This window comes from Phosphitispora fastidiosa (assembly GCF_019008365.1).
GTDB lineage: Bacteria > Bacillota > Thermincolia > Thermincolales > UBA2595 > Phosphitispora > Phosphitispora fastidiosa.
This window is the reverse complement of sequence record NZ_JAHHUL010000004.1, coordinates 75,907-91,957: the sequence shown is the minus strand read 5'-3', so window position 1 is coordinate 91,957 and position 16,051 is coordinate 75,907. Positions and strand designations below refer to the sequence as shown.

Below are 16,051 nucleotides of genomic sequence, written 5' to 3'. Positions count from 1 at the left end.
AACCAAAAAATTTGGGAAGAGGAGAGTGAGAGTGTCCAATGAGTTTTAGTAATCCTGATATTACTTTGGCATGGCTGTCTTTTGGAGCAGGTATCATTTCCCTGATAGTTGCGTTTCTGTTCCTGGGAAACGTGCTGAAGGAGGACATGGGAACCCCAAGGATGAAGGAACTGTCTGACGCTATTTTTGAAGGCGCCATGGCATTCCTGAACCGCCAGTACAAAACTCTGGCGCCGATTGTTGTTATTATCTTTATTGTACTATTCTTTGTTCCTGTTGAACTGTTTACTCATGGTGATCCCGCAGCTGCTGCACAGGTGCAGGGACTGTCCGGTAAACTGGCCCTGCCGGTATCCTTCCTGGTTGGTGCGGTGGCTTCCGCTTTTGCCGGGTATGCCGGTATGGTAAGTACAACCAAATCAAATGCCAGAACCACAAATGCTGCCAGAACCGGTATCCGTAAGGCGCTGACCATTGCCTTCCGCGCCGGAGCCGTTATGGGTCTGTCTGTTGCCGGTCTAGGTCTGGCCGGTGTTTCCGGACTGTACCTGGCTTTCAAAGTTCCTGCAGTTATTAACAGCTTCGCCTTTGGCGCCAGTGCTGTTGCGCTCTTTGCCCGGATCGGCGGCGGTATTTACACCAAGGCTGCCGACGTAGGAGCTGACCTGGTTGGTAAAGTTGAAGCCGGGATTCCGGAAGATGACCCGCGGAACCCTGCCGTTATCGCTGACAACGTTGGTGACAACGTTGGTGATACCGCAGGAATGGGCGCTGACCTTTTCGAATCATATGCTGCCACAAGTATTGCAGCAATGGTTATCGGAGGCAGTGTGCTTAAAGATGCCGGACTGGCGATGCAGGGGATTTTATTCCCGCTGATGATTGGTGCCATCGGTATTATTGCTTCTATTATCGCCACTACATTTGTTAGAATGAGCAGTGAGGATTCCAACCCGCAGACAGCCCTTAACATGGGCCTTTGGGGTACTAATATTATTACTGCCGTAGCAGGTTTCTTCCTTGCCCAGGTTATGTTTGAAGATCTTGCGATAGGAATCTTTGTTGGTATTATTGCCGGTCTTTTAACAAACGTTGCTATCGGTTATATTACCGAGCTTTATACCTCTTATCATAAGCGCCCGGCACAGGAGATTGCGGAAGCATCTGAGACCGGCGCTGCTACAAACCTGATTAAGGGTTTGGCTGTTGGCCTGAAGTCAACTGTTTATCCTATTCTTGTAATTTGTGTTGCCATTTGGGTCTCATACTTCTTCGCTGAAGCCGGCCTGGAAGGTCTTGGTATCTACGGTATTGCCATGGCTGCCATGGGTATGTTGTCAACAGCCGGTATGGTTGTTGCTATTGACTCGTTCGGCCCTGTTGCTGACAACGCCGGTGGTATTGCAGAAATGGCAGAGCTTGGTCCTGAAGTACGGAGAAATACTGATAAGCTTGATGCCGTAGGTAACACCACTGCTGCTGTTGCCAAAGGCTTTGCAATCGGTTCCGCTGCCCTGACAGCGCTGGCCTTGTTTACCGCTTATGCGGAGTCTGCGGGTCTGGCTGAAACGGGTATTGATATTCTTAACCCGATTGTTATCATAGGCTTATTCCTTGGGGCGACCGTGCCCTTCCTGGTTGCTTCCTTCGCTATGGAAGCTGTCGGTAAAGCCGCTTTTGAAATGATTGAAGAAGTGCGCCGCCAGTTCCGTGAAATCCCCGGGATTATGGAAGGTACAGGCAAGCCTGATTATGCAGCTTGTGTGGATATCAGTACACGTGCCGCTATCAAGCAGATGGTTGCTCCCGGTTTTGTAGCTATTGGCACTCCGGTAGTAGTTGGCTTCCTTCTTGGCCCGCTTGCTCTCGGTGCAGTACTGGCAGGCGGCACGGCGTCAGGTGTTCTGATGGCTCTGTTTATGGCCAATGCCGGAGGCGCATGGGATAATGCCAAGAAGTATATCGAAACAGGAAAACTCGGTGGAAAAGGCAGTGATGCTCACAAGGCTGCCGTTGTTGGTGATACTGTGGGTGACCCCTTCAAGGACACTGCAGGTCCTGCTATGAACCCGCTGATCAAGGTTATGGGTACTATTTCCCTTATCCTGGCTCCTGTTGTAGCTCAATACAACGTTTTCGGAGGCCTGTTCTAAGAATCTATAATTGATGAGTTGGGTGTCGGAGCGTCCGGCACCCTTTTTGTTTGCGTATTTTTTGTTGCTTTGGGGGACAAAATATGCTAAAATTTATATGTTAGTTTTCAGGAGGTGTCGATAGTGAAAATTTTTATTTCCATAGTCCATATTGCACTTGCTATTGGAGTTATAGCTACCATACTGCTGCAGTCCGGTAAGAGCGCTGGTCTATCAGGAGCCATTGCCGGTGGTGCCGAAACGTTTTTTGGCAAGAAAAAGGGTATGGATGCTTTCCTGAGTAAACTGTCTACCGGTTTTGCTGTAGGGTTTTTGCTTACATCACTATTGTTAAGTACAAGTCTGGTGGATTAGCAGGAAACTCCAACAAAAAATTCACGCACATATGGGGATATACAGAGCGGGTCTTAGATGCCGGCTCTTTATTCTTTTACAGAATAGAATTCTATCGGCTTTGCCCAGTGAAAATGGGGACAGGAATTAAATGTCTGTGATATAATACCCTTGAGTTGATTAATTGTAAAGTAAAAGGAGGATGTTGCATGACACTGGGAGATATTCTTGTTAAGGGGTGCCGGGACTATCCGGAAAACGTTGCTTTCAAATTTAAGGACAGGGAATGGACTTATAAGGACTTTGAGATTCAGACTAACAGGGCTGCCAATGGCCTTAAAAAACTTGGCATTGGCAGGGGAGACAAGGTTGGGCTCCTGATGCTGAACAGTCCTTATTTTATGATATGCTATTTTGGGATAGTAAAGCTGGGCGCTACAGTGGTACCTCTCAATGTCATGTTCAAGGGGGGAGAGGTTGTTTACCAGATGAATGATTCTAATGCAGCAGCATTGATTACCGCTCCCATGTTTATGCCATTGGTGTCACAAATCCGAGATAGAATGGAAACAGTTAATAATGTGATTGTTCAGGACATTGACCAGGAGAATAGTTATGCAGGCACTGTTTCCCTGAAAGCGATTCTGGAAGAGGAAGAAGATAGCCTAAGCCTTGATTATACAGTAACAGTTGATGATATAGCTGTGTTTCTCTATACCTCAGGAACCACAGGAAATCCCAAGGGCGCCATGCTGACTCATGACTGTCTGGTGGCTAATGCTGACCAGACCAGAATTGCCACAGATTCCACGGAAGATGATATTACCCTCTGTGTATTGCCAATGTTTCACTCTTTTGCCTGGACTACCTGTGTGACCCTTCCTCTTATGTGCGGCGGGAAAATAATAATCCATGAGGGCTTTGTTCCTCAGGCATTTCTGAGGACAATTGTAGAAGAGAACATTACCATTATCGCTGCAGTGCCGACTATGTACAGTGTCTTGCTGCAGGTGCCGGAAGTCAATCCGGAGGATTATAAAAAGATTCGCGTGGCATACTCAGGGGGAGCGGCGCTCCCGGTTGAAGTTTTGAAAAAAATAGAGACCAAGTACAGTATAAGGGTTTTGGAGGGTTATGGCCTGTCTGAATGCAGTCCTGTTTGTACGGTTAATCCATGGCGGGGTGTCCGCAAACCTGGCTCTATCGGCATTGTTCTGCCGGGAGTGGAATGCAGAATTATTGATGAGACCGGTAGGGACGTTCCCCGTAATACGCCGGGCGAGCTGCTTTTTAAGGGCAGAAATGTTATGAGAGGTTATTACAACCTTCCGGAAGCTACAGCAGAGGCCTTGCGGGATGGCTGGATGTATACCGGAGACATCGGTTACATGGATGATGAAGGATATATTTTTATTGTTGACAGGAAAAAGGACCTGATTATTGTCGGCGGATTAAATGTATACCCCCGTGAAGTTGAAGAGGTTCTTTACAGCCACCCTAAGATTGCAGAGGCTGCGGTAATCGGGGTTAATGATGAACTCCGGGGAGAGATGGTAAAGGCATTTATCACTCTCCGGGAAGGTGAAACTGCTTCTGAACGGGAAATAAAAAAATTCTGCCAGGATAGGCTGGCAAACTATAAGCTGCCCAAGGATGTGGAATTTGTGGCAGGCCTGCCGAAAACAAGTACAGGTAAAATCCTGAAAAGGGCTCTAAAGAGTTAGGGTAACCCTAAGAGTCAGTGTAAAAGGAGGACAATGTTTTGGAAAGAGAAGAGGCCTTGGTTGAATTAAAAAAGCATGTTAAGAATAAGAACCTGTTGAAGCATATGTATGCATGTGAAGCAGTGATGCGGATGCTGGCCGGTCACTTTGGCGAAGATGCTGATAAGTGGGGGTTGGCGGGGCTGCTTCACGATATTGATTATGATGAGACCAAAGACGACCCGCTGCGCCACAGCAAGGTCGGTGCCGAAATGCTGCTAAAGCTGGGGCTGCCGGAAGATATTGTATATGCGGTTAAAGTGCATAACAGCGCCCACGGCCTGCCCAGGGAGAGTTTGATGGATAAGGCTCTGTATGCAACTGACCCGGTTACCGGACTGATAGTTGCCGGGGCTTTAATCAGGCCTCAGAAGAAGCTGGCAGCAGTTGATGTCCCCTTTTTGGTAAATCGGTTCAACGAAAAGTCTTTTGCCAGGGGGGCAAATCGGGAGCAAATAGCATGCTGTGCGGAGTTGGGGATGGAATTGGAGGAGTTCCTGAGTATTTCGCTTCAGGCCATGCAGGATAGCAGCGGGGAATTGGGGCTCTAAAGCTTACCAAAGTACATAAAGCTCCCAATTGGCAGCATAGTTGGGTGGAGTTTACCTTGGCAGACAGCCGGAGTTTACTGAACTTCGGCTTGCTGTTTGTAAACATGTACAATTGGATAAAATATGGTTAAATGAAAGTAGTGAGGGAAGGATTGCGAATAAAGAAAAGGCAGGTGACTAAAATGAAAGAACGAATAGCGACAAAAGAACGAATTGCGACAATAGAGGGAAAACCGGAATTGGCGGAATTTGATGAGGAGTCAGATAGTTTGAAAGACGTTTCAGAGGAAATGAAACAGCGGATTCTTAATTTTATGAGAGAGGCGGCTTACCGTCCGCTGGCCGCAGATGAACTGTACAGGGCCATGGAATTCCGTGATATGGATGAATTTATGAAGTCCCTTATGGAGATGGAGAAGCAAGGCAAGGTAATTTGTACCCGCAAAATGAAATACGGTGTTCCGGAAAAGATGAACCTCGCGGTAGGGAAACTCCAGGGGCATCAGAATGGGTTCGGCTTCGTGCTACAGGATACACCTGGAGTACCGGACGTATACATCAGCGCTGAAAATATGAACAGCGCCATGCATAATGACCGGGTTGTGGCCCGGCTGCTGGGACATAATTGGGAAGGGCCCAGGCAGGAAGGCGAAATAATCAGGATTCTTGAGAGAGCCAACACACAGGTTGTGGGGACCTTTGAAAAGGGTAAAAGGTATGGTTTTGTAACAACTGATGAAAAAAGGTTAAGTATGGATGTATTTATTGCCAATGGGCACGAGCAAGGCGCGGTCACCGGTGATAAGGTTGTTGTGGAAGTGACAAAGTGGCCGGAAAAGCGCAGGAATCCAGAGGGGAAAATTATTGGGATTATCGGGCATAAAGGCGACCCTGGTACAGATATTGAGTCAATTGTCTGGAAGTATGGTCTTCCCCAACAGTTTCCCAAGCCTGTCCTGAATGAAGTCGGGAAGCTTTCTATGCAGGTAACAGAGGAGCAGACACGCGGCAGACGTAATTTAAGAGATTTGCAGATGGTAACTATCGATGGGGCTGATGCCAAAGACCTGGATGATGCTGTTTCTCTTGAGGTACTGCCAAATAGCAATTTTTGGCTAGGCGTACACATTGCTGATGTGGGGGCTTATGTCATTCCGGGGAGCGCCCTGGATAGGGAAGCATATAAAAGGGGAACCAGTGTCTATCTGGTTGACAGGGTCATACCTATGCTGCCGACGGAACTATCCAACGGCATATGCAGTCTTAATCCAAGGGTTGACAGGCTTGCCATGACCGTATTTATGGAAATAGACAGCCAGGGCAGGGTACTTAATCATGAAATTACCGAATCAGTAATTAATATTAATGAGCGGATGACCTATGGGGACGTCAAAAAGATTGTGGTTGACAGAGATGCAGAATTAATCAGGAAATATGATTATCTCGTTGAGATGTTTACAGAAATGGAAAAACTGTGCCTTATTCTGAGGGCGCGCAGGCTTCGCAGGGGTACTATTGATTTTGACTTCCCGGAGGTTAAAGTCAAGCTGGACAATATGGGCCGTCCGGTGGAAATAAACAAATATGACCGGTCTGTAGCTGACCAGATTATTGAAGAGTTCATGCTGATCACCAATGAAACTGTGGCGGAACATTTTTACAATGCCAAGGTGCCTTTTGTATACCGCATTCATGAAACACCTGACGGAGAGAAGCTGTCCAATCTGAACCGGTTTTTATTTACCTTTGGCCTTAGCATAAAGGGGTTTAACAAAATTCATTCCGGCGCCTTTCAGGAAGTACTTAACAAGGTGCAGGGCAGGCCTGAGGAACGGGTTATCGGTACAGTAATGCTAAGGACTATGAAGCTTGCCAAGTACAGTGATGAGAATGTTGGGCATTTTGGGCTGGCGGCCGAGTATTACTCCCACTTTACGTCACCAATCAGACGTTATCCGGACCTGGTGATTCACCGGATTATTAAGGAAAACCTGGCAAAGGGCAGGCTTACTGAAAAGAGAAAAACCAAGCTGGCTTCTTTCGTGGCCGATGCGGCTATCCAATCCTCAGAGAGGGAGCGGATTGCCACCGAAGCTGAGCGGGAAAGCGTTGATCTGAAAAAGGTTGAGTTTATGAAAGATAAGGTGGGAGAGGAGTTTGATGCTGCAATTTCCAGTGTCACTTCTTTTGGCTTCTTCGTTGAGCTGGATAATCTGGTGGAGGGTCTGGTCCATGTGACTAACCTTGTCAATGATTTTTATGAATATGATGAGACCAGGCTGGCTCTTACGGGTGTTCATACAGGCAAGCAGTTTCGTATAGGAGATCCCGTGCGGGTGAGGCTGGAAAAAGTTAATGTGGATGAGAGACAGCTAGACTTTGAACTGGCAGAGAAGCTGACCCAGTGACAGTGGGCGGATATCCCTTGACAGTGAAGTTTAATATGTTATAATGATATATGCGTTATACGCAAGAACGCGTTACACGTAAAAGCAAACAGTTAAGGCAACCTTTACCCTCTTGCTGTGGCAATAGCTGCTCTGTCCAAGAGGGTTGCTTTATCACGATTGACTTATATTGAGGTGGCAGTGATGGCCGAAAATGTCAAAATAATAACTGATAACCGCAAAGCCCGCCATGATTTTCACATAGAGGAGACCTATGAGGCCGGAATTGTATTAGCCGGTACTGAAGTCAAGTCCCTCAGGGCAGGGCGGGCCAACCTCAAAGACAGCTTTGCCCGGGTTGATAATGGGGAGATATTTTTGTATAATGCCCATATCAGCCCATATGAGCAGGGTAACAGGTTTAACCATGAACCGCTGCGGACGCGGAAGCTGCTAATGCATAAGCATGAGATTCGCAAGCTGATTGGCAGCGTCCAGGAGAAAGGACTGACGCTGGTTCCGTTAAAGATGTATTTCAAAAATGGGAAGGCCAAGGTGCAGCTGGCCCTGGCTAAAGGCAAGAAGCTGTATGATAAGCGTGACGATATGGCCGCCCGTGATGCTAAGCGGGAAATGGAAAAGGCGTTCCGGGAGCGGCAGAAGTACTAGGGCTGCTAGGGGAATTGGAGTTAACTCATTCCCGTTTAGCGATAATTTGGGGTAGTAATGAAATCCTTGTAAGGTAGTAATGAGTTTTTTATAAAGGATGTTTGAAAACATCCGTCATGGGGGTGTACTGGTTTCGACGGGGGAAGAATAAGCATAGGCAGCGAGCCGGGGTCCCACAAGCCCGTTAACACGGTGGAAAACATTTAAACGCTAATAACGATTACGCTTTAGCAGCTTAATTGCTGCCCAACCTCTCTACTTCTGTGCTCTGTGTGAGGTAGATGAGGTCATTTAACAGAGCTGGCCAATCCTCAATTCTCGGAGGGGTGAGGCGAGATTTATCGAGATAGTGACCTGACAGCTTGTCGGTAGGCGGTCAGTGAGCGAAATTTAAATTACCTGACTGCGCTCGGAGAAGCTTATGTGGGTTCTCTTCTGGACAGGGGTTCGATTCCCCTCACCTCCACCAAATATATAAATTAACTCAGGTTAACTTAGCCTGAGTTTTTGTTTTTCTTTGAGGAGGGGTTCGACGGGGGTGAATTAATCCTCTTACGTACCATTCTGGAGTTTTTATTCAGTGCGGCTCTGATTTTAACTTGTGGTTTTAAGAGATAACTTGCCGTTTTAAACGGGTTTATCTTTTGATTATTAAATATATAGTTAGCTAATTTTGTATTAAAGAGGGAGACCAATATATCTAACTTGCGGTTATCTAATTGTTCCATGGAGCGACGAATAACCAGCGAATTATTATAGCTTTCTTGTAAATGTTTGACCAGCTCAGCGTAATTCCCTTTACAAACCAAGTCAAAAGCCGCATAGACCCCTGTCAACATTGCAGGCAACTGCCCAAACCCAAAGGCTGGCATAATGGCACCGAAACAATTGCCCACGAAAAAGGTGTTTCCTAAACGCGGGGATTGACATTGACCAATTATGTACCTGGTAATTTCAAAGTTGTCGGTGACCTTAAGGTTTTGATTTAAGTTAGTACATACTCTATCATAAAAGTTACCCCAAATAGCGTTAATGTCTTTTGACCGGTTCTCGGGATAATCTGGATAACCAATAGTGATTGAAGCTTCCCGTTCTGAAAAGGGCATTAAATACCCGTATCCTTTCGGGGCAAGGTTATTGTCCAACCAAATTGCCGCGCTAAAACGGTCGAATTTACCTTCCACAGTAGCGCCTTTGAGTGTCACTGTTAAGTCTACTTTAAAGTCCTGGATTTTGGAGGCATAAGCAGCGTCACCTGTGGCCAATATTACATGGGTAAAATCTTTTAATAATTGTTCATATGTAACATTTGAGTTAAAGATGATATCTGATTTGACTTGTTTTGAAAGTTGGTTTTCAAAAGATTGAGAATGTCTTCCCCTTGAGTTAAGAAAACCTAAATAACCACTCAAGGTAGCCACTTTGTTTTCCGAGTAAAAAGTAATACTTTTAATGTTGCTTAAAGGTTGTAAGAAGATACCATATTTCTCCGCAAGATAACTGTAGCTGTCATTTATTGGCCTATCCAATATAGGGATAAGGGCTTCACCATTGATAAACCGGTCTCCCACCTAGTTCCGATTTTCAAATATTGTTGGTGTAATTAATTTTTTATTTAGCCTTTACTGAGGACTTACAGGTGTATTATGTGACGTTAATAAAGGAAAGATAATACGGAATAAAGTTAAGTGAGGGATGGTAAATGGAACAAGATGTCGTTAAAACAGTGAAAGGAAATATCAAAGCTAAAAAAATAGTTTATTATATTTTAGGCGTTCTGGAAGTCTTGTTTGCCTTTCGTCTTATATTCAAACTTTTAGGAGCCAATCCCTGGAGTGGATTTGTAGCATTTATATATTCAGTATCACAGGTGTTTTTAGCCCCATTTATCAATATTTTCAGGCCAGGTGTAACGAGAGGGAATATGACTCAGGCAGTTTTAGAACTTGCTACAGTTATTGGCATGATTGTGTATGCAATCTTAGCTTGGGGAATTGTAAAATTAATTGAAATTATCAGAGCCCCAAAAAATAACTGAAATAGTACTGTATGATTTTAGAAGAGGTCATTTAACAGAGCTGGCTTAACTTGTCAACAGCGGCCTGGATGTCCGCCGCCAATGGAACATCCAGAATTACTTCTTTTCCGCTGCGGGGGTGGGTGAAGCGTAGCTTGTTGGCATGTAGAGCTTGTCGATTTATTAATGGTGAATCATACCCGTACAGGAGGTCACCGCATACCGGATGGCCAAGAGAGCTCAGATGCACCCTTATCTGGTGGGTGCGACCGGTCTCCAGTCTTAATGATAGCAGGGTGTACCCCGGATATATATCAAGTACCTTATAATGGGTGACTGCCGGATAACCATCTGAACGGACTATTCTCCGGCGACCTTTATCATCTTCCCGGGCGATTGGTTGGTCGATACGACCGCTGTCTTTTGCCATTGTTCCCTCTACCAAAGCAATATACCTCCGCTCAATGATGCGGCCCTTTACCTGGTTGAATATGCCCTGGTGTGCAAACTGGCTATTCCCTATCAGGATCAACCCTGAAGTATCTTTATCCAGGCGGTTTATCGGGCGAAAAAGAGTGCTTCTTCCCGACCTCTGCCAGTAATAAGTTACCGCGTTAGCCAGGGTACCGGTACCTCCTGGGCGGGATGGGTGAGTGGACATACCCGCGGGCTTATTCACCACCAGGAAGTCCATGTCTTCGTAAACTATGTCCAGAGGAATCGACTCCGGTATAATTTTGCTCTCCTCGGTGAAATTTATATCAATGGTGATAATATCCCCCGCGTTGATGCGGTAGTTGGTATAGGACGGATACCCGTTCACCTTTATTTTGCTCTGTTGCTTAAGCCGTACTACCAGAGAATGGGACAATAAAAGTTTAACGGATAGTATGTCCCGCAGAAAAGTATCCTGATCCAGAGCACCTGCTGTGTATGTTAGCTGTGTATTGTTCAATTTTTCCTCACTGATTCCCCTCACCTCCACCAAAAGAGTATTACAAGAGCACCTATTATCTTAACGGCGGCTTTGTTGTTACGATGTTGCTGTAAAATAAATACGAATGATTAGGGGTTTATCGCCCTAATCGCTCGTTTTTGAACTGCAATTTCCGGGGTGTTTAAAAAATCTAAAAATCGTTTGGGTGAGCAGCCATAGCTATTTTCAAAATGTTCTGCACAAACGAATTTATCTGATTTTTGCTTGTTTCTATGTAGTATTGCTTCAACATTATCAACAAAAATTTGAAATTTAATATAGGCTCCATCCATGTCAACTAAATGTACAATTTCAATAAAGTCGCTAGCCTTAAATATCTTCCCGCTAAATTGTTTTACAATTTCCCCTATCTCTGTAGCAATATTGTTTGAATCAATGCCGGTTTTACTGGTAATGTCGCCATAGATAAGTGCAAATTCTACTTTATTACTATTCAAAATTTTGCTTAATACAAAACCGAGACAGGTTTGATCTGTAATACCTTCCACTATGAAAAGAAGGATTTTCTTATTTTTCAATGTTTGCACCTGCCATTCTTAAGGCACGGGCAATGGCGAAACTATTGGTTGCCTCATAAATGCTCTCTTTTTGGCCCCCAAGAATGAGATCATGGTAATATAAATCTCTCAAATTGTTATTAGTTTTTACATTAGTTAATCGAATGTAGCGATTGTTTGGATTAGTAGTAGTGAAAAGAATAGAGCTTTTATGAAGCATTTCTAAAGGTCTTAAATTGTGGGAAGTAAAAATAAGTTGCCCTTTTCCAGAATCTCTCACTACTTTTAAGAGTTCACCTAACAAATATTCAAATATTCCTGAATCAAGCTCATCAATTGCTAAAGTCATTGATGGATTATTATGCATCGCAATTAACATATGCAGAATAGAAATTATTTTCTTTATGCCTTCGGACTCATATCGTAACGGAATTTTACGTTCATTTCTTATGGAAACCATTTCAACACTTATGCCTTCTGTTCCATCCTGCATGATTTGTTTGCCCATGTTGAGCAGTCCGACCTGTAAGCCAGGTATTATTTCACATAAAACAGTATTCATTACCTCAATTACTTTACCAACAAGAATATAAATTTCTTCAGGTATAACTGATGGTTTATCAAGGCGAATAAAAATACTGCCCATGGAAAGAGAGTTGTCTCTTTCCATCCTAAAACTAAAAGGTATTGCCATGTTCAAGGAAATTAAACCAGAATCTCTATTTCCGATGATATACAAGTCGAAACGTCCGAAAAGGTAAAGAGCACGAAGAATCTGTTTATACGACTGAACGGTACAATTTTGTACAATCTGTTTTTGAGTTTCTTTTGAAAAAACAAAGGATGTTGATTGTTTGATAGCAAGCTTTTTAGCAACTCGCAATTCGTCAACTATCTTTGAACTTCCACCCGTTAAGTCTTGCAATCTTGCATCCGGTCTAAAAACCTTTTCCTCAATTAGGTTGCAATCAATAAGGGTACGAAGTTTACTCCAAATGCCATTTTCTAAGTAAGAATATCGAATTTTTTCATATGAAACTATAACAGGATTAATGGTGTTAGCTTCATCATCTTCTTCCCATGTATCTCTCTCTCTTTTAGTTATACTGAAATCATAAATCACTCTATAGAAGTTTTTTACATCATTCAGACCAAATTCAAACGAAAAATGAGAAGTATCTTTATCTTTGGTAATAAAATTTACGGTTTCTTTTGGCAGTTTTCTTCCGGAAAGAAGTGCATCCAGTACGCTGAGTGCATGAATAAAGGTTGTTTTGCCAGAACCATTCTGCCCATAAATTCCTAAAATATCAGAGGATGATTCAAAAATGTCATCTTTAAGATTGCAAGCAAATCTCAGAGCTCCATGTTCTACATTTTGAAAATTATTGATTTCGGCTCTCAGTATTCTTATAACCATTTTTCCCATTTCCATCCCTCCAGTAGCTATTATAACCCATTATCTTTAAAAAGTATACATGAAAAACGGAAAACGGTACAAAAAGTATCTGTTTTATTATTGCCATGCTGAATTTGGCTGTTTATTAAAATGACATACGAAGATGATAGTACAATTACCGAAATAATAATTGACAGCGAATATTTGCAGGTAGTCTTTTGAATTTCTGTGAAGAGAGGATTTACATCCAGTTATGCAGAACATAAATTCTCAAGAATCTTATTATATTAGTGCAAAGGAGCTATCAGGGAATGAAATCCATCGCCTTTATTGATCTGGAAGTTCAACCACGTAAAGGAACCATATTGGATATTGGCGGAATCAAAAATGCCGGACATGTGTTTCATTCCAAATCCATAGCTGACTTTGTCACTTTCATTAAAGATACCGACTATTTATGTGGCCATAACATTATTAAGCATGACTTGAAATACATCCGGCAGGCTTTAGAGAACCCTGGGATAGCTTCTGAAAACGTGATCGATACACTGTATCTGTCAGCCTTGCTGTTTCCCCGGAAGCCTTACCATGCCCTTGTAAAAGATGAAAAGCTTCAGACAGATGAACTGAATAATCCTGTAAATGATGCTATTAAAGTCAAAGATCTCTTTTTAGACGAAGTGTTTGCGTTCCGTAATTTAGAAGTTCCATTAAAGCAGATCTTTTTTTCGCTTTTGCAGGATCAAAAAGAGTTCCGGGCGTTTTTCCAATATATAAACTACGGGACAGCAGCAGAAGAACCGGTACTGCTCATCAAAAAACATTTTGCTTCAGAAATCTGTGAAAATGCAGATCTTGGGGAATTTATTAAAGAAGATCCTGTGGCCTTGGCTTATTCCCTCGCAGTAATCAATGTCAGGGATCGTTTTTCCGTTACGCCACCCTGGATTTTAAAGAATTATCCGGAAGTGGAACGGATAATGGATCTTTTGCGAAACAGGCCCTGCCTTGGCGGCTGTTCTTATTGTGAGCGCACCCTGGATGCACGCCGGGGGTTGAAATGGTTTTTTGGATTTGATTCTTATAGAACCTTTGGAGGAGAACCGCTTCAGGAAGACGCTGTGAAAGCAGCCATTGACAATAAATCTCTTTTGGCTGTCTTTCCTACCGGAGGCGGGAAGTCGATTACTTTCCAGGTACCTGCTTTAATGAGCGGGGAAAATGTCAAAGGACTCACGGTTGTCATATCCCCACTACAGTCTTTAATGAAAGATCAGGTTGACAACCTGGAAAAAGCAGGGATTATGGATGCGGTAACAATCAATGGTTTATTAGATCCCATTGAACGGGCAAAGTCTTTTGAAAGAGTCGAGGACGGCTCAGCTTCTATTTTGTATATATCTCCGGAGTCTTTACGTTCCAGAACCATTGAACATTTATTGCTGGGCAGAAAGATTGTTCGTTTTGTCATTGATGAGGCCCACTGTTTTTCAGCATGGGGCCAGGATTTCCGCGTGGATTATCTGTATATTGGTGATTTTATTAAAACAATACAGGAGAAGAAGAACCTTGCCGAAGGTATTCCGGTATCCTGCTTTACTGCCACAGCCAAGCAAAAGGTGATTGAAGATATTCAGGCGTACTTTAAGCATAAGCTGGCGATAGATTTGGAGATTTTCAGCTCCGGCGCCACCCGGACTAACTTGAAATACAAGGTTATTGAAAAAGCAAGTCAGGAAGAAAAGTACCGTACTCTGAGGAACCTAATACAACAAAAGGAATGTCCCACCATTATTTATGTTTCCAGAACAAGGAGAGCCTATGAGCTGGCCGAGAGGCTGACCAAGGATGGATATCTGGCCAAGCCATATCATGGCAAAATGGACAAGAAAGAGAAATCAGAAAACCAGGATGCCTTTATTGCGGGGGAAGTGCCCATCATGGTGGCCACCTCTGCTTTTGGCATGGGCGTGGATAAGAAGGATGTAGGTATGGTCATCCACTTCGAAATATCCGATTCCCTGGAGAATTACATCCAGGAGGCAGGCAGAGCCGGGCGGGATGAGCAAATTACGGCGGACTGCTATATCTTATATTGCGAGGACGATTTAAATAAACACTTTGCATTATTGAATCAGACTAAAATCAATATTAAGGAAATCCAGCAAATCTGGAAGGCCATCAAAGATATTACCCGTTTTCGGATGACCGTTTCCCAATCCGCCCTGGAAATTGCCAGAAAGGCAGGTTGGGATGAAAGGTTTAGTGAAATAGAAATGCGGGTAAAAACTGCTGTTGCCGCCTTGGAGGAGTCGGGGTATATCCAGCGGGGCCAGAACATGCCAAGGGTGTTTGCAGACAGTATACTATGCAAAAATGCCCAGGAAGCCATTGAAAGAATCAATGCATCAGAGCTTTTAGATGATAAAGAAAAGGAAAACGCCACACGAATCATAAAAAAACTTATTTCCAGCAGGAGCCGAAGCCAGGCTCAGGATCAGGTTGCAGAGTCACGGGTGGACTATATCTCTGACCATCTGGGGATTGAAAAAGAAAAAGTCATCGGTGTACTCAATCTGCTGCGTGAAGAAGGGATTCTGGCAGATGCCAAAGACCTCACGGCTTATATTAAAAGAGGTGAAAAAACAAATCGTTCTTTGCAGATTTTTGAGTCCTTTAGCAGTATTGAAAAATATCTTGCTTCATAAAGCAAAAGGCAAGGAATTTGATAATGTTTTCCTTTTGCTTGAAAACTTTGAGATAGCTACAGCGGAACAGAAGCGCCAGTTGTATGTGGCAATGACTCGGGCAAAAAATAATTTAGTAATACATTTAAACAGGCGTTACCTGAATCATATCAAGACGGAAGATATGACAAGATTGGAAGACAGGGGTCAGTACCAATTGCCGGGGAAGCTTGCTATGCAGCTAAGTCATCGGGATGTATGGCTGGATTATTTCATCGGACGGCAATATTTGGTTGAGTCTTTACAAAGTGGCGATATCCTGCGATATAAGGATGGAGATTGGCTTACAGACAGAGGGCAGAGTGTTTTCAGGACTTCTAAAAAATGTTCAGAGCTATTGGAGCGAGTTCAGGATAATGGTTATGAGCCTAAATTTGCCAAAGTTAATTTCATTGTTTTTTGGCGAAAGGAAGCAGAGGAACAGGAGATAAGAATTGTTCTCCCTGAATTGCATTTTGAAAGAAACAATGTGTGAATTGACTCAGGCTGTTGTGGCCTGAGTTTTGCTTTGCAAACGACAGAATAGTACATTATTTCC

Annotated in this window: 13 protein-coding genes and 1 other RNA gene; 10 read left to right on the top strand and 4 right to left on the bottom strand. The window is 43.7% G+C overall.

Annotated features, from left to right (window positions below; translation table 11 throughout):
- Positions 1 to 38: 38 nt before the first annotated feature.
- The 7 genes from Ga0451573_RS05775 to ssrA all read left to right on the top strand — a co-directional run bounded on the left by Ga0451573_RS05775 (position 39) and on the right by ssrA (position 8,325).
- Complete coding sequence (locus Ga0451573_RS05775) at positions 39 to 2,153, top strand: sodium-translocating pyrophosphatase (RefSeq protein WP_231682934.1); 2,115 nt, start codon at positions 39 to 41, stop codon at positions 2,151 to 2,153.
- A 120-nt stretch (positions 2,154 to 2,273) separates the two neighbouring features.
- Positions 2,274 to 2,507 (top strand): preprotein translocase subunit SecG, encoded by a 234-nt coding sequence (secG, locus tag Ga0451573_RS05770; RefSeq protein WP_231683103.1) that lies wholly within the window; start codon positions 2,274 to 2,276, stop codon positions 2,505 to 2,507.
- Positions 2,508 to 2,695: 188 nt separating this feature from the next.
- A complete protein-coding gene (locus Ga0451573_RS05765; RefSeq protein ID WP_231682933.1) occupies positions 2,696 to 4,210 on the top strand; it encodes a long-chain-fatty-acid--CoA ligase in 1,515 nt (504 codons plus the stop codon).
- Positions 4,211 to 4,248: 38 nt separating this feature from the next.
- The gene (locus Ga0451573_RS05760) at positions 4,249 to 4,800 is read left to right on the top strand and encodes an HDIG domain-containing metalloprotein (RefSeq protein ID WP_231682932.1); all 552 of its coding nucleotides are present in this window, start codon (positions 4,249 to 4,251) and stop codon (positions 4,798 to 4,800) included.
- Between the two features lie 182 nt (positions 4,801 to 4,982).
- Complete coding sequence (gene rnr, locus Ga0451573_RS05755; protein WP_231682931.1) at positions 4,983 to 7,208, top strand: ribonuclease R; 2,226 nt, start codon at positions 4,983 to 4,985, stop codon at positions 7,206 to 7,208.
- 183 nt (positions 7,209 to 7,391) lie between these two features.
- Positions 7,392 to 7,856 carry an SsrA-binding protein SmpB gene (smpB, locus tag Ga0451573_RS05750; protein ID WP_269438132.1) on the top strand — a complete coding sequence of 155 codons (465 nt, stop codon included), beginning with the start codon at positions 7,392 to 7,394 and terminating at the stop codon, positions 7,854 to 7,856.
- Positions 7,857 to 7,974: 118 nt separating this feature from the next.
- Positions 7,975 to 8,325, top strand: a transfer-messenger RNA (tmRNA) gene (gene ssrA / locus Ga0451573_RS05745).
- A gap of 25 nt (positions 8,326 to 8,350) precedes the next feature.
- On the opposite strand, the gene Ga0451573_RS05740 is transcribed toward ssrA, so the two are convergent.
- Positions 8,351 to 9,427, bottom strand: coding sequence for an NAD(P)/FAD-dependent oxidoreductase (locus Ga0451573_RS05740; protein ID WP_231682930.1), 1,077 nt, complete (start codon positions 9,425 to 9,427; stop codon positions 8,351 to 8,353).
- Between the two features lie 131 nt (positions 9,428 to 9,558).
- Between Ga0451573_RS05740 and Ga0451573_RS05735 the strand changes: the two genes are divergently transcribed.
- Positions 9,559 to 9,894: a YggT family protein gene (locus Ga0451573_RS05735; protein WP_231682929.1), complete on the top strand. Its 336-nt coding sequence runs from the start codon at positions 9,559 to 9,561 to the stop codon at positions 9,892 to 9,894.
- Positions 9,895 to 9,925: 31 nt separating this feature from the next.
- Here the strand turns inward: Ga0451573_RS05735 and Ga0451573_RS05730 are convergent, their stop codons facing one another.
- The 3 genes from Ga0451573_RS05730 to Ga0451573_RS05720 form a co-directional block, all read right to left on the bottom strand.
- Entirely contained in the window at positions 9,926 to 10,828 is a 903-nt protein-coding gene (locus Ga0451573_RS05730; protein ID WP_231682928.1) for an RluA family pseudouridine synthase, read from the bottom strand.
- A 110-nt stretch (positions 10,829 to 10,938) separates the two neighbouring features.
- Positions 10,939 to 11,388: a hypothetical protein gene (locus Ga0451573_RS05725; RefSeq protein ID WP_231682927.1), complete on the bottom strand. Its 450-nt coding sequence runs from the start codon at positions 11,386 to 11,388 to the stop codon at positions 10,939 to 10,941.
- A complete protein-coding gene (locus Ga0451573_RS05720; protein ID WP_231682926.1) occupies positions 11,378 to 12,796 on the bottom strand; it encodes an AAA family ATPase in 1,419 nt (472 codons plus the stop codon). Before Ga0451573_RS05720 ends, Ga0451573_RS05725 begins: the two co-directional genes overlap by 11 nt.
- Positions 12,797 to 13,077: 281 nt before the next feature.
- Here Ga0451573_RS05720 and Ga0451573_RS05715 point away from each other — a divergent pair, with 281 nt between their 5' ends.
- Positions 13,078 to 15,474, top strand: a complete 2,397-nt coding sequence (locus Ga0451573_RS05715; RefSeq protein WP_231682925.1) for a RecQ family ATP-dependent DNA helicase — start codon at positions 13,078 to 13,080, stop codon at positions 15,472 to 15,474.
- Entirely contained in the window at positions 15,404 to 15,988 is a 585-nt protein-coding gene (locus tag Ga0451573_RS05710) for a 3'-5' exonuclease (RefSeq protein ID WP_231682924.1), read from the top strand. The genes Ga0451573_RS05715 and Ga0451573_RS05710 overlap by 71 nt, the downstream gene beginning before the upstream one ends.
- The last annotated feature ends 63 nt before the right edge of the window (positions 15,989 to 16,051 follow it).

Excerpts from the sequence above, each read along its gene's own strand:
- Ga0451573_RS05775 (WP_231682934.1), top strand. The coding sequence starts at position 39 with ATGAGTTTTAGTAATCCTGATATTACTTTGGCATGGCTGTCTTTTGGA.
- Ga0451573_RS05765 (WP_231682933.1), top strand. The coding sequence starts at position 2,696 with ATGACACTGGGAGATATTCTTGTTAAGGGGTGCCGGGACTATCCGGAA.
- rnr (WP_231682931.1), top strand. The coding sequence starts at position 4,983 with ATGAAAGAACGAATAGCGACAAAAGAACGAATTGCGACAATAGAGGGA.
- smpB (WP_269438132.1), top strand. The coding sequence starts at position 7,392 with ATGGCCGAAAATGTCAAAATAATAACTGATAACCGCAAAGCCCGCCAT.
- Ga0451573_RS05735 (WP_231682929.1), top strand. The coding sequence starts at position 9,559 with ATGGAACAAGATGTCGTTAAAACAGTGAAAGGAAATATCAAAGCTAAA.
- Ga0451573_RS05720 (WP_231682926.1), bottom strand. The coding sequence starts at position 12,796 with ATGGGAAAAATGGTTATAAGAATACTGAGAGCCGAAATCAATAATTTT.
- Ga0451573_RS05715 (WP_231682925.1), top strand. The coding sequence starts at position 13,078 with ATGAAATCCATCGCCTTTATTGATCTGGAAGTTCAACCACGTAAAGGA.